Here is a 13,243-nt window from a genome sequence, read left to right on the forward strand (position 1 = left end):
CGGTCATCCCTTGACCGCGCCGTCGGTCAGCCCGGACAGTACGGCGCGCCGGAAGATCAGGACGAGGAGGGCGATCGGCACCGTCGCGGCCATCGCCCCGGCGAAGATCGTCCCGTACGGGATCTCGTACTGGCTGCTGAAGAGGGCGATGCCCACCGGCACGGTCCGGTAGGAGTCCTCGCTGTTGAACGTGAGCGCCATCAGGAACTCCGTCCAGGTGGCGGTGAAGGTGAACACCCCGGCCGTGAACAGTGCGGGCCGGGCCTGCGGCAGGATCACCGACAGCAGTGTGCGGGTCGGCCCCGCGCCGTCCACCGTCGCCGCCTCCTCCAGCTCGTACGGGATGCTCAGCAGCGAGTTGCGGAGGATCCAGATCGCGAACGGCAGGTGGAAGGCGGTGTACGGGATGATCAGGCCCCAGTAGCTGTTGAGCAGGTCCAGTTCGCGTTCGACCAGGTACAGCGGGGTGACCACCGCGATGGTCGGGAAGACGGAGATCATCAGCAGTACGGTCATCACGGGGCCGCGCCCGCGCATGGGTGTGCGGGCCAACGCGTAGCCGGCGAACAGTCCGAGCCCGAGGACGATGGCGGTGGCGCTGACGGCCACCACCGCGCTGTTGAGCAGGTAGCGGTCGAATCCCGCGAAGCCCAGCGCCTGGCGGTAGTTGGCGAGCGTGGGGTGGAGCGGTACGGGGGTCGGCGGCAGGGCGCCGTTCTCCCGTGCCGTCTTGAACGACGTCACCGCCATCCAGAGCAACGGCAGCGCGGTCACGGCGACCAGTACCAGCGCCCCGAGGTTCACCACGTTCACGTACCGGCGCACTCCCGTGCGCCTGCGGCCGCGCCTCATGCCGCACCCCCTTCGTCGACCTGGTTGCGGAACATCCGCAGACACAGCAGGCAGCACACGATGACCAGCACGCCCGTACTCGTGGCGATCGCCGCGCCCATGCCGATGTCGAGGTTCTGGAAGAGCGTCTTGTAGCCGAGCACGGCGAGGGACTGGGTGGCCGTGCCGGGACCGCCCTGGGTGAGCACGAACGGCAGGTCGAAGATCCCGAACGCCTGGAGGACGCGGAACAGTACCGCCACCGACACCACCGGTCGCAGTGCGGGCAGCACGATGTTCCAGAAGGTGCTCCACGCGCCCGCGCCGTCCACCTCGGCCGCCTCGTACCGCTCCTGCGGGATGCGCACCAGCCCGGCCAGGATGATCACCGCGACGAACGGCGTGGTCTTCCAGATGTCCGCGACGGCCATACCGGTGATCGCGGGTACGGGCGTGCCGAGGATGACCGGCGGCTGGTCGAGGACCAGCCCGAACAGCCAGGTCACGGCGCCGAAAGTGGCGTCGTAGAGGAAGTCCCACAGCTGCGCCGAAACCACCGTGATCAGCGACCAGGGGATGAGCAGCAGCGCGAGGATCCAGCCGCGTCCGGCCTCCAGCCGGTCCAGCAGTATCGCCACCGCGATGCCGAGGGCGATCTCCACGGCCACCGTCACCAGTGTGTATCCGACCGTGAAGGCCAGCGCCTCCAGCCAGACCGGACTGGCCAGCATCGTCGTGTAGTTGCCGAGCGTCCATTCCTCGACGCGGAGGCCGCCGAAGGTGAAGCGGACCTTGCTGAAGCTGAGGACGACGGAGTAGAGGATGGGGAAGATCGTCACCAGCGCGATCACCACGAGCGCCGGGGTGGTGTAGAGCCAGCCGGTACGGGCGCGTCGCTTCGCGAGGCCCACCGGAGGACGCCCTGTCGCCGAAGGGGTGTCCGTCACAGCGCCTCCCCGCGCAGCGCTGCCCGGAGGTCACCGCGGGCGCGGGCCAGTGCCTGCCGGACGCTCGTACCGCCGCTGAGCACTTCATTGACCGGTGTGAACACCGCCTTGCTGACCATGGGGTACTCCGGGGTCCGGGTCGGCCGGGCGACCAGCCGTACGTCGCGGGCGAGCGCGAAAGCGGGGTTGGCAGAGCGCGCGACGGCCTTGCCGTGCAGCTGGGACAGCAACGGCGGCAGAACGGCCGCCTCGCGGGCGAGGATCGACTGCCCCTCCTCCTCGGCGAGGAAGCGGGCGAACGCCAGGGCCGCGCCGAGGTTGCGGGAGTGCGGGTTGAGGTAGTTGCACCAGCCGCCCAGGCAGCTGCGGCCGCCCGTGCCGCCCTCGAAGCCGGGCCGTCGCATCACCCCGATCTTCCCCGCCACCTGCGAGGACGCCGGATTGTCCGCCACTCCCCAGGCGTACAGCCAGTTGCGCAGGAACACCGACCGGCCGCTGGTGAAAGCATCCAGGCTGTCCTGCTCGACGAAGGTCGTCACCGAGGACGGAGTGACCCCGCGGGTGATCAGTTCGCGCAGGTACGACAGGGCCCGCACCCCCGCGGGACCGTCGAAGGTGACCTTGCGGGCATCGGGGGAAAGGATGCTGCCGCCCGCGTCGGCGACCAGCTCCGCGACGTTCGCGGTCAGCCCCTCGTACACCGTGCCCTGCCAGACGAAGCCGAAGTCGGCGTCGCCCGCCCGCTGGATCTTCGTGGCGGTGGTCGCCAGCTCCTCCCATGAACCGGGCGGCCGCAGCCCGTGCTTGTGCAGCAGATCCGTGCGGTAGTACAGGAACGCCTCGTCGAGGTAGAGAGGAAAGGCATACACCTGGCCCTGGTACGTCAGGGCCCGGACCAGCTCCTCGGGATAGCGCTGCCAGTAGCCCTTCGGCAGCAGCGGATCCAACGCCAGCGCCAGCGAGTTCTCCGCGAACTGGGCCGGCCAGGCCAGGTCGCCCATGTACACGTCCGGCGACGGGCTGCCGCTCGCCACCTGTGTGGTGAGAGCCGCGCGGGCCACGTCCGTGGTCGGCGGCGAGGCGATCAGCCGCACCGTGATGTTGCGGTACTTCCGGCGAAAGGCACTGATGAGGACGGGCCGCAGGTCACTGCCGTCGCGGGCCGCGACCCGGCCGGCCCACCAGCGGATGGTGACCGGGCCGCGCGGTACGTCGGTGGCGTGCGAGAGGTCCGGCCCGCGGGCCGCGGCACGTCCGCAGCCGGTCGCGGCGGCCAGCGGGACGGCGGCCCCGGCGGTGGTTCTGAGGAGTGATCTGCGGCTCAATGGCATGACGATGCGCTCCTGACCGAGGGAGAACGCCGAGGGGAGGGCGATGAGGGAAGGGCGCGCTGAAGCGTAGCCCCTTGGGGGGGGTGCTCCTGACAACGCTTGCACGCTAGGGACGGCCTCAGGGGCTGTCAATGGCGCGCGCAGCAACTGGGGAAGGCGTCCTCTCGCACGAAGAAGCAGGCAGATTGGCCGAGTTGCCGCGGATTGCCGGACCCCTCCCGGTGATAACGCTGTCACCGGTCGGGTCCATGTGCGCTACACCTGTGCTACATTCCGGGGCATGCCTCCAGCGCAACGCCACCCCACCATGGCCGACGTGGCCGAACGGGCGGGGGTCTCGGTCTCCACGGTCTCGCGGACCCTGCGCGGCCTCTCCACCGTCTCGGACGAAGCCAGGACGAGGGTGGAGGCGGCAGCCGGCGAGCTGTCCTTCGTGATCTCCCGGCAGGCGTCCAGCCTGGTCACCGGGAAGACCGGTACGGTCGCCGTGCTCGCGCCCACGCTCGGCTCGTGGTTCGTCGGACAGGTGCTGCGCGGCCTGAGCGAGATACTGCGCGACGCAGGCCTGGACCTGAAGGTCTACAGCGTCGGCGACCTCGCCGAACGCGCCGCCTTCTTCGACCGCCTGCCGGCCCGCCGCAACGCCGACGCGCTGCTGGTCATCTCCTTCGACCTGACCGAGGAGGAGTTCGCCCGGCTGGACGGGCTGGGCGTCCCGGTGGTGTACGTCAGCCAGCACGCACCGGGCCGGGCCAGTGTGTACGTCGAGGACGTCGCGGCGGCCCGCGGCGGCACCCGCTACCTGCGCGGGCTCGGCCACCGCCGGATCGGCTTCGTCCGTGCCGCCCCCGACTCCGGCTTCACGTGCAGTTCGCGCACCCGCCTGTTCGGCTACCGCGAGGCGCTGACCGAAGCGGCGCTCCCCTACGACGAGGACCTGGTGGTCGCCACTTCCCGCGGCCGGCGCGCCACTTCCGAGGCCGTCGGGCAACTGCTGTGCCTGGCCGACCCGCCGACCGCGGTGTTCGCCGAGACCGACGAAATCGCCATCGAGGTGCTGTCGGTGCTGCGCTCCTCCGGCATCGCCGTACCCGACCGCCTGTCCGTCCTCGGCTTCGACGACCACGACCACGCGCAGTGGCTGGACCTCACCACCATCGCCCAGCCCGCCACCGAGGTCGGCCGCGCCGCCGGCACCCTCGCCCACACCCTCATCGACGACCCGACCGCCGACCCGGCACACCACGTCGTACTGCCGACACACCTGATACCGCGAGGCAGTACGGGCCCGCCCCCGGAGTCGGAGCCGGAGTGAGGTGCTGCTGTCCCGACAACCCCCGTTCGCCAGGACAGCACCACCGCACCGGCCCGCACCGACGCGCTCAAAGCCCAGGAACGACATAGGACACGATGAGCGCGAGCGTAGAGAGTGCGAGCATGCCGAGACAGTTGAGCCAGAACTCCGACTTCAGGAAACGGGCTCGGATGTGCGCGACGGCCGCCGCGAGGAAGTAGCAGATCACGCCGGCGTTGGCAGCCACGCCGATGCCGGCCACGTAGATTCCGGTGATGAGCCCCGCGGCCGCGAGAAGCTTGATCACGACGAGCGTCCACCACCAGTCCTCGGGGAACCTGACCCCTTCGAAACAGGCACGGATGAAGGCCGGCGGGCGGATGGACATGGCAGCGTCCCCGGCAAGGATGCACGCGAGCACTGCCTGCGGCCACCACGGGTCGGGAAGCACGGTCACGTCTGCTCGCTTTCCTGGTTCTCGGTGAGGAATTCCACGACGGAGACGAGCTCTTCGACGGGCCCGTTCAGGTCGTCCCCTCCGGCCCCTGCCCCGACGAAAAGAGTGCCGAGGTAGGCGAGGTGGATCGCGGTCGCGCCACGAGCGGCGGCATCCGGAGCGAAACCGCCGCGCGCGAGGACGTCACTGATCTCGCGCCGCAGCACCGCGGCGAGTTCATGGAAGACACCCGCCTCGTGTTTGCCGGTCACAAGGGCCGCCGCGTACTGGCGGGCGAGCCCGGGGTCGCTGGAGAAGAGAGCGACGAACGGCTCGAACAGGGCAAGGATCTCATCGACAAGACGCCCGTGGGCAGCGGCAGTTCGGCGCAATTCACCGTCCTCCGCTCGCGCCGCTTGCAGGGCCGAGATACGCCGGTCAAACAGTTCGACCAGGATCGCCGCCTTGTCCCCCACCGCCATCACGGTGCCGACGCTCACGCCCGCATCCGTGGCAATCTCCCGGATGGTGGTGGTCTCGAACCCGCGGGCAGCGAACAGCTGCTCCGCCGCGCCCAACACTCGCTCGCGGGTGGCTTCCCGCTGCTCGCCGCGCGAGGTCATGCCGCCCGCAAATGAACACGTTCACTGAACATGTTCAGACCGTAGTGCGGTGGGCTCGTCCACGTCAACTACGAGTCCCCCTACCGTCGTCGGCAGCGCCTCGCCCCGAACCCTCATGTCCCACCTGCGAGTCGTCGAGCCGTACGGCGCGGGTGGCGGCGTCCCGTAGCGCCACCAGCCCGCGGGCGATGCTGTCCTGACCCTCACTGCCGCGGCGTACGCAGGTCAGAACGCGGCGTGCGGGCCTGGGGTCGCCATGCACCGGTACGCGCACCACGGCCGGGTGGCCCGAGGTGGACACCAGGCGCGGCACCAGGCAGACCCCGAGACCGTGGGAGACCAGCGACAGCACTGCCTGCCACTCGTCGGCGTGGTGGGTCATGCGGGGTGCGAACCCTGCCGCGGTGCACAGCGCCCGCGTCAGCCGCTCCTGGTCGTGGTGTGCGGATATCCACTCCTCCGTGGCGGCATCCAGGAGGGTGACACCGGCGCGACCGGCGAGGGGATGCCCGGCGGGTACCACCAGGTCCTGCAGCTCATCGAGCAACGGCTCCTGGACGAACCGGGGGTCGTCCAGCGCCGGGCTGTCCGCCAGCGGCGTCAGCACGGCGATGTCCAGCTGCCCGGCCAGCAGCCACTGGAAGCTCTCGGCGGTGTCGGTCTCGCTGAGGCGTGTTTCGACCGGCTCGTCCGCCGCCCGCAACTCCTCCGCGACGGGTGCCAGCAGGGCCCCGACACTGGACGCGAAACCACCGATCCGCAGTGTGCGGTAGGGGCCGGCGGCATGCCGGCCGAGGTCGGCCCTGACCCGTTCCCACTGTGCGTACAGCTCGTCGGCGTGGCCGAGCAGCACGTGCCCGGCGTCGGTGATGCGTACCTCACGGCCCTCACGCCGCAGCAGGTCGACACCCACCTCGCCGGCGAGCTGACGGAGCTGCTGGGAGACGGCGGACGGCGACAGGTTGAGCGCCGCGGCGGTGGCGGTGACCGTTCCCTGGTCATGCAGGACACGCAGGGTCTGAAGGAGTCTCAGGTCAATCATGCGTCAATCATGCGGGCATTCAACCATCCGGTGTGACCGCACGATTCCCTGCGGAAATCTGCGATGGACCCGCATGGTTGAGAGCGGCAGGCTGGCCTCATGGCTGGACGTCACGACGCCCTCGTGAGGGCGGATACCGTCATGCCGGAACCGCGCGAGCGCCATGTGCGCAGCGTTCCGGCACCCGCGTTCGTGCTGGCGAGTGTGTGCAGTGTTCAAGTGGGCCAAGCCCTCGGCAAAGGGCTCTTCGGCACCGTCGGTAGCCCGTGGGGAGTCGTCGCGCTCCGGCTGTCCTTCGCCGCGGCCATACTGCTGGCGGTGTGGCGCCCCCGCCTGCCCGCGCAACGCGGCGACCTCCTCCTGATCCTCGCGTTCGGCACCGCGATAGCCGGCATGAATCTGGTGTACCCGGCGATGCGTTACCTGCCCCTCGGCGCGGCGGTGACGATCCAGCTCACCGGTCCCCTCGTGGTCTCGCTCCTCGCCGTACGCCGCTGGCGCGACGCCGCCTGGGGGCTCCTGGCGGTCCTCGGCCTCGTCCTCTTCACCGATCCCGGCTCCGCCCGTTCCCTCCCCCTCGCCGGGGTGGTCTTCGCGGTGGCGTCCGCCGTCTCCATGGGGACGTACCTGGTTCTCAGCCGACGGGTCGGTGCGCGCCTGCCCGGTGGCGGGCCGCTGGCCCTGGCTGTCGCCTGGGCCGCACTGCTCACCCTGCCGGCCGGCGTGGCCTCCAGCGGCACCCGTCTCCTGTCCCCCGAAGCCCTCGCCACCGGGCTGGGCGTGGCCGTCCTCTCGGCAGCGGTGCCCTACTCCCTGGAGTTCACAGCGCTCCGGCGACTCCCGGCAGGCGTCGTCGGTGTGCTGCAGAGCCTGGAGCCCGTGGTGGCCGGCCTGGCGGGGATGGCCCTCCTGGCGGAGACGCTCACGGTGCCGCAGTGGGCGGCGGTCGGCTGCATCAGCCTCGCCTCGATCGGCACCGTCACCGGCGCCAACCGGAGAGGGGGCAGAGGGACACGAAGGAGGGTTTCCCTCTAGCGGGCTGCGCTGCTGCTGCGCAGGCGGTGGCCTTCCCCTTCGCAGCCGGCTCGGCGTTCAGCCGTCCGCCTTGATGGTTTTCATGGTGAGGTGCGATTCCAGACGCAGTACCGCGGGCAGGCCGCTGAGCTTTCCGGTCATGAAGCTTTCGTAGGTGGCGTGGTCGGCGACGGCGACCCGGAGGAAATAGTCCGGGCGGCCGTACATCCGCCGGAACTCGATGACCTCCTCGTAGGAGGCCACGGTGGCCTCGAAGTCCTGGACGGTCTTGCGGTCCTGGGCGTAGATCTCGACGTCGATGAGCACCTCCAGCTCGCGGCCCAGCGCCGCGGGATCGATGACGGCCCGGTAGCCGGCGATGATGCCCGCCTCCTCCAGGCGCTTGACCCGGCGCAGGCAGGGCGGAGGGGTCAGGCCGACTCGTTTGGCCAGCTCGACGTTGGACAGCCGCCCGTCCTGACTGAGGTGCAACACAATTTCTTGGTCTACGGCATCCAGTGCGCTTTCATTGCTCATCTGAAGATCATAAGCCCTTGATCGGCAACCAAATAAGGCGATCACTTTCCTAAAATGTCGGCATGCGAATAAGTCCCACCCTTGCTGACGCGCCTCAGCCCGCCGCCGCTCCCCCGCCGCCGGAACGGTCGGCGGCGCGGGCCGCTTTCCGGGACTGCGCGTCGGTGGGCCTGGGCATGCTGCCGCTCGGCCTCGCCTTCGGAGCGCTCGTGATCCAGTCGGGGCTCGACTGGTGGTGGGCAGGGCTGTCCGCGGCGTTGATCTACGGCGGCTCGTTCGAGTTCCTGCTCATCGGCATGGTGACCGCCGTCGCGCCGCTGGCCTCCATCGCCGTGGCGGCCTTCCTGGTGCAGGCGCGGCACGTCTTCTACACCCTGTCGTTCCCCCTGCACCGCGTACAGGGCCGCCTCGCCAAGACGTACAGCACCTTCGCGCTCACCGACGAGGCGTACGCGCTGACCTCCACCAAGCAGTCCCGGGGTTGGTCCAGCCGGCGCATTCTGTGGCTCCAGTTCTTCATGCACCTGTACTGGGCCGGCAGCGCGGTCACCGGAGCACTGGTCGGCTCCCTCATCCCCGACAGCGTCACCGGGCTGGACTTCGCACTGACCGCGCTGTTCGCCGTGCTCGCCCTGGACGCCGTCCGCGACCTGCGCGGCGACCTGCCCACCCCCGTGCTCGCAGCCCTCTGCGCACTGGCCGCCCGGCTGCTCTTCCCTCACGAGATGCTGCTGGCCGCCTTCGCCTTGTTCGCCGCCGGACTCCTGGCACGCCACCTCGCCACCCGCAGGAAGCCCACTCATGCCTGACACCAGCTACGCCGTCGTCGCGATCCTCGTCACCGCCGCCGTCACCTGGTCCCTGCGTGCCCTGCCGTTCGCCGTCCTGGCCCCACTGCGGGCCAGCACCACCGTGCAGTACCTCAGCACCCGTATGCCCGCCGGCGTGATGGTGATCCTGGTCGTCTACTGCCTGCGCGACCTCCCCATCACGCAGTCGCGCGCCATCGCCCCACTGGCGGCCCTGGCCGTCACGATCGGCCTGCACCTGTGGCGCCGCAACGCCCTGTTGAGCATCCTCGCCGGCACGGCCGTACACGTGGCGCTGGCCAGCACCGTCTTCGCCCACTGAGCCGGACACCACCGCCACCGGCCTCCCCTGCCGGCCCCGGCCCACCAGGGCGACGCGTCAGCCGGCGAGGCGGGGGAAGAGCACCTCGGCGTTGCCGCGATTGATGGCGTCGGCCTGGCCGGGAGCGTAGTCCGGGTAGGTCTCCAGGTAGTGGTTGTAATACGAGCCGGCGTCCTGGGGCGCGAAGGGCCAGTCGCTCCCGTACAGGACATGGCCGGGCTCGGCGAAGGCGAGCAGGGCCGGCAGGGCGCTGGGGCTGGCGGACAGTGCGGTGTCGAAGTAGAACCGCTTGAGGTCGCGCAGGATGTCCTCCTCGCTGCGGTCCGGGGCGACGACGGTGGAGGTCAGCCCCGAGAAGCGGTAGGCGGCGTACGGGAGGAAGCCGCCACCGTGGGAGAGGATCACCCGCACGTTGCAGTACCGGTCCATGACGCCGTTCAGCACCAGGTTGAGTGCGGTGCGCGTGGTGTCGAAGACGTAGTCGGCGAGCGGGGCGGGGGTGCCGGGCAGCAGGGGCATCGGCGGCTGGGCGGGGTGCACGAAGACGTTGGCGTTGCGGCGGTCGAGTTCGGCCCACAGCGGCTCGAAGTCGGGGTCGCCCAGGTAGCGGCCGTGGACGCTGGACATCAGCACGACACCGTCGGCGCCCAGCGTGTCGAGCGCGTGGACGGCCTCCGCCACGGCGGCGTCCACGTCGGGCAGCGGGATGCTGGCGAAGTGGCCGAAGCGGTCGGGGTGGTCCTTGACGACTTCGGCGCCGTACTCGTTGACGGCGCGGGCGAGAGCGCCGGCGTCCCGGTCGGTGTCGAGGTGGACGCCGGGCGCGGTGACGGACAGGACGCCGGCGGCGATGCCCTGCTGGTCCATCATCGCGATCGCGCCGCTCGGGCTCCACGCCGGGATGGCCCAGCCGCCGGAGTCCAGGCCGCGCGCGGCGAGGGCCGCGGCCCAGACCGGCGGAACGATGTGCTGGTGGACGTCGATGCGGGCGGGAAGGGCGAAGGCCATGATTCCGAGCCTCCTAATCATTAGCTTGCTAATAAATACATTGAGTAAGCTAACAATCATGCGAGACACAAGCAAGCGCCGAGGTGAGGACCAGCGGAGCCCCGCCCCCGACGGGGAAGGCATCGAGGAGCTGGCGCGCGCCGCTGACCAGCTCTTTTACGCGATGCGTCGCTCACGCGCCGCCACCGTCGGCCAGGCAGCGGCCGGGCTGTCCATGGCCCAGGTGGCCCTGCTGGATCCGCTGACCGAAGACACCCGGGGCGAGGGACTGCCGGTCGGCAGGCTCGCCGCGGGCGCCGAGGTCAGCGTCCCCACCGCCACCCGCATGCTCAAACAGCTCGAAGCCGGCGGCGTGGTCACGCGGCGCCGCTCCGCGCACGACGAGCGCCAGGTGCTGATCCGCCTCACCGACGAGGGCGCCGACCGCCTGGCGGCAATGCGGGCGGAACTGCGGGGACGCCAGTTCCAGGCCCTGTCGCACTTCACCCCGCAGGAACGCCGCGACCTCACGGCGCAGTTGCACCGGCTCGCGAGCATCATCGGCGAAACCGCTTCCCGCTGATCGGCGAACCCACTTCGTGCTGATCGGCGAAACCACTTCACGCTGAGGGCGCCGACGCGGCTCGTCCCCGTACCGGCCCATGCCCGCTATGCCCGCCCATGCCCGCTCATCCCGGCAGTGGTGTCACCACATGATGGCGTCGTCCATCGACTGCTGCCAGTAGGTGACCTTGAGGGAGTCGTCGATGTAGACACCCTTGGCGGGCAGTGCGGGGTGGGCGCCCGTACCGACGCTCTCATTGCCGGAGCGGCCGTGGAAGTAGACGGTCAGGGACTTCTCGGTACGGCCGTGCTTGCCGCTGCCGTCGGTGGGCGACAGGTTGACGGAGGCGTAGCCGGACTCGCCCGGCTCCAGCGTGACGACGGCCTGCGGCTTCGAGTCCTCGATGACCGGCGGCACCGACTGGGCCTCGCCGAAGCGGACTGCCGGGTACTGGTAGAGGAAGCACCTCTTGCTTCCGGTGTTGGTGACCGTCAGCAGCATGTGGTTCACAGGACGCTTCAGCGGGGCGGCGACCGTCCTGGTGTTGGAGCCCTGGCAGGTGACGGCCTTGCCGGCAGCCGTACCGGAACTGCCGGTACCGGCCTTGTCGTTCTTCGATGCCGCAGGAACGTCCGTGGCCTGCTTCGAACCGGCGGATGCGGACTTGGCGTCGTCGTCGGAGGACGAGGACGAAGACGAGGAGGAGGACGAGGCGGAGGACGAGGCGGAGCCCGGCTCCGTGCCGGTGGTGGGAGAGGCGAGCGAGGCGGCGCCTGCTGGCGCGCCCTCGGTCTGTACGCCCGACCCGTCGTTGCACGCGGTCAGGGAGAGGGTGGCGAACGCGACGGTCGCGGCGGCGGTCAGCAGGCGGGTGCGGGAGATACGGACGCTGGACATACGAGTGGGCCCCTTCGGCGGTGCGGTGGGTGTGGTGCTTGGATGACCGCAGCTTGTGGGGTGATCCGTCCCAAGCGCCACGAAGAGCGGGCAGTTGGGGACGCTGGAACGCGAAAACGGGCTGTGACCAGGGGAAACGGGAAGGGTCTGGAACGCGGGAATGGGACGTGCCGGGCCGTTCGGGGGAAGGGGAAGGGGAAGAGCAGTGTCAGGGGCAACAGGGTCCGCGGGAGCGACGGGAACCGCCGGGGAGGCGGAGGCGTTCGCGGAGCTGCTGCGGGGGTTCAAGGAGCGTTCGGGGCTGAGTTACGGGGCGCTCGCCAAGCGGCTGCACATGAGCACGTCGACGCTGCACCGCTACTGCAACGGCAGCGCGGTGCCGACCGACTACGCGCCGGCCGAGCGGCTCGCCCGGATGTGCCGGGCGAGCCCTGAGGAATTGGTCGAGCTGCACCGGCGGTGGATCCTGGCGGATGCGGCGCGGGGACGAAAGGTGCTCCCCGTATCCGCGGCAAGTCCCCTATCCGCCGCGAGTGAGGAGCCGGTCGTCGAACCGGAGAGCGGGAGCACTGTGTCCGCTGCCTCCTCCGAACCCTCCGCTGCCTCCGGCCCCTCTGACTCCTCCGATTCCTCCGCTGCTTCCGGTGCCTCGGCCGCTTCCGCTGATTCCGCTGATTCCGCTTCCGAGCGGCCTCGGCGGCGGCGCACCGCGCTTGTCGCTTCCGTCGCCGCGGCCGCGGTGCTGGGCGCCGGCGCGCTCGCCCTGGCCCTGCCGCCCTCGGGCGGTGACGGCGGCGGCGGTGACCAGAAAGCCGCCGGGGCCGCCACCCCGACCACCGACACCAGTTCCGCGCCCGGAAGCGGTGACGGCCGCCGCACGAAGGACAAGCGGCCGTCCGCCTCGGCGTCCTCCTCCCCGTCCCGGAACGGAAAGACCGACAAGCCTTCCGACTCGGCGGCAAAGGCCCCCGCGCACAAGGGCGGTGGCGCCGCCGGGGACACGGACGGCGTACCGGTCAACGTCGCCACCCGCCCGTACGTCTACGACACCCCGTGCAGCCAGCACTTCCTCGTCGACAGCGAGCCCGAGCAGGTCGGCCCGCCGGCCGGCGAGCAGGACGCGCCTCGCTGGGCCGCCGCCTACGGCGCGGTCTCCTCCGGGGAACAGCGCGTCGCCCTCACCGTGCAGGGCACCGGAAAGGACACCGTCGTCCTGGAGGCACTGCACGTACGAGTCGTCGCGAAGGGCGCCCCGCTCGCCTGGAACGACTACTCGATGGGCGTCGGCTGCGGTGGCAACGTCGGCACCAAATCGTTCGACATCGACCTCGACAACGGCAGCCCGCACGTCACCGTCAAGAACGGCCAGCGCGACTTCCCGTACAAGGTCAGCGAGTCCGACCCGGAGGTCTTCTACGTCAGCGCCCACACCAAGGCGCACGATGTCCGCTGGGACCTGGCCCTGGACTGGTCCAGCGGCGACCGCCACGGCACCGTGCACATCAACAACAAGGGCGCCCCGTTCCGCACCAGCGCCGACGCCGGACGCCCGGGCTACGACTACCCGCTGGGCGGCAGCGAGTGGATCGAGCGGGAGGAGCAATAGTC

General features: G+C 70.3%; 15 protein-coding genes. 6 read left to right on the forward strand and 9 right to left on the reverse strand.

Annotated elements, in window-relative coordinates:
- Positions 1-3 precede the first annotated feature (3 nt).
- Genes ABZ840_RS00430 through ABZ840_RS00440 form a run of 3 tightly spaced genes read right to left on the reverse strand, consistent with a single transcriptional unit; the run spans position 4 to position 3,109 of the window.
- Complete coding sequence (locus ABZ840_RS00430) at positions 4-813, reverse strand: carbohydrate ABC transporter permease (protein ID WP_361550891.1); 810 nt, start codon at positions 811-813, stop codon at positions 4-6.
- 35 nt (positions 814-848) lie between these two features.
- Entirely contained in the window at positions 849-1,778 is a 930-nt protein-coding gene (locus ABZ840_RS00435; RefSeq protein WP_361550894.1) for a sugar ABC transporter permease, read from the reverse strand.
- A complete protein-coding gene (locus ABZ840_RS00440) occupies positions 1,775-3,109 on the reverse strand; it encodes an extracellular solute-binding protein (protein WP_361550896.1) in 1,335 nt (444 codons plus the stop codon). Before ABZ840_RS00440 ends, ABZ840_RS00435 begins: the two co-directional genes overlap by 4 nt.
- A gap of 280 nt (positions 3,110-3,389) precedes the next feature.
- Between ABZ840_RS00440 and ABZ840_RS00445 the strand changes: the two genes are divergently transcribed.
- Positions 3,390-4,424 carry a LacI family DNA-binding transcriptional regulator gene (locus ABZ840_RS00445; protein ID WP_361550897.1) on the forward strand — a complete coding sequence of 345 codons (1,035 nt, stop codon included), beginning with the start codon at positions 3,390-3,392 and terminating at the stop codon, positions 4,422-4,424.
- 67 nt (positions 4,425-4,491) lie between these two features.
- Here the strand turns inward: ABZ840_RS00445 and ABZ840_RS00450 are convergent, their stop codons facing one another.
- From ABZ840_RS00450 to ABZ840_RS00460, 3 genes are all read right to left on the reverse strand, one after another.
- On the reverse strand, positions 4,492-4,860 hold the full coding sequence (locus ABZ840_RS00450) for a DoxX family protein (RefSeq protein ID WP_361550898.1): 369 nt from the start codon (positions 4,858-4,860) through the stop codon (positions 4,492-4,494).
- Positions 4,857-5,462 carry a TetR/AcrR family transcriptional regulator gene (locus ABZ840_RS00455; RefSeq protein WP_361550899.1) on the reverse strand — a complete coding sequence of 202 codons (606 nt, stop codon included), beginning with the start codon at positions 5,460-5,462 and terminating at the stop codon, positions 4,857-4,859. The genes ABZ840_RS00450 and ABZ840_RS00455 overlap by 4 nt, the downstream gene beginning before the upstream one ends.
- Positions 5,463-5,526: 64 nt before the next feature.
- Positions 5,527-6,504 carry a LysR substrate-binding domain-containing protein gene (locus ABZ840_RS00460; protein ID WP_361550902.1) on the reverse strand — a complete coding sequence of 326 codons (978 nt, stop codon included), beginning with the start codon at positions 6,502-6,504 and terminating at the stop codon, positions 5,527-5,529.
- A 141-nt stretch (positions 6,505-6,645) separates the two neighbouring features.
- Here ABZ840_RS00460 and ABZ840_RS00465 point away from each other — a divergent pair, with 141 nt between their 5' ends.
- Positions 6,646-7,539 carry an EamA family transporter gene (locus ABZ840_RS00465; RefSeq protein WP_361550905.1) on the forward strand — a complete coding sequence of 298 codons (894 nt, stop codon included), beginning with the start codon at positions 6,646-6,648 and terminating at the stop codon, positions 7,537-7,539.
- A 57-nt stretch (positions 7,540-7,596) separates the two neighbouring features.
- On the opposite strand, the gene ABZ840_RS00470 is transcribed toward ABZ840_RS00465, so the two are convergent.
- Positions 7,597-8,055, reverse strand: coding sequence for an Lrp/AsnC family transcriptional regulator (locus ABZ840_RS00470; RefSeq protein ID WP_361550908.1), 459 nt, complete (start codon positions 8,053-8,055; stop codon positions 7,597-7,599).
- 62 nt (positions 8,056-8,117) lie between these two features.
- Here ABZ840_RS00470 and ABZ840_RS00475 point away from each other — a divergent pair, with 62 nt between their 5' ends.
- A complete protein-coding gene (locus ABZ840_RS00475; protein WP_361550911.1) occupies positions 8,118-8,864 on the forward strand; it encodes an AzlC family ABC transporter permease in 747 nt (248 codons plus the stop codon).
- Positions 8,857-9,186: an AzlD domain-containing protein gene (locus ABZ840_RS00480; RefSeq protein WP_361550914.1), complete on the forward strand. Its 330-nt coding sequence runs from the start codon at positions 8,857-8,859 to the stop codon at positions 9,184-9,186. The genes ABZ840_RS00475 and ABZ840_RS00480 overlap by 8 nt, the downstream gene beginning before the upstream one ends.
- A 57-nt stretch (positions 9,187-9,243) precedes the next feature.
- Here ABZ840_RS00480 and ABZ840_RS00485 read toward each other — a convergent pair whose 3' ends face one another.
- Entirely contained in the window at positions 9,244-10,194 is a 951-nt protein-coding gene (locus ABZ840_RS00485) for an amidohydrolase family protein (protein WP_361550917.1), read from the reverse strand.
- Between the two features lie 58 nt (positions 10,195-10,252).
- On the opposite strand from ABZ840_RS00485, the gene ABZ840_RS00490 reads away from it, so the two are divergent.
- Complete coding sequence (locus tag ABZ840_RS00490) at positions 10,253-10,756, forward strand: MarR family transcriptional regulator (RefSeq protein WP_361550920.1); 504 nt, start codon at positions 10,253-10,255, stop codon at positions 10,754-10,756.
- Positions 10,757-10,879: 123 nt separating this feature from the next.
- Here ABZ840_RS00490 and ABZ840_RS00495 read toward each other — a convergent pair whose 3' ends face one another.
- Positions 10,880-11,635, reverse strand: a complete 756-nt coding sequence (locus ABZ840_RS00495; RefSeq protein WP_361550923.1) for a DUF4232 domain-containing protein — start codon at positions 11,633-11,635, stop codon at positions 10,880-10,882.
- A gap of 205 nt (positions 11,636-11,840) precedes the next feature.
- On the opposite strand from ABZ840_RS00495, the gene ABZ840_RS00500 reads away from it, so the two are divergent.
- Positions 11,841-13,241 carry a helix-turn-helix transcriptional regulator gene (locus ABZ840_RS00500; RefSeq protein WP_361550926.1) on the forward strand — a complete coding sequence of 467 codons (1,401 nt, stop codon included), beginning with the start codon at positions 11,841-11,843 and terminating at the stop codon, positions 13,239-13,241.
- The last annotated feature ends 2 nt before the right edge of the window (positions 13,242-13,243 follow it).

It is taken from the genome of Streptomyces sp. NPDC047117 (assembly GCF_040643545.1).
Classification (GTDB): Bacteria; Actinomycetota; Actinomycetes; order Streptomycetales; family Streptomycetaceae; genus Streptomyces.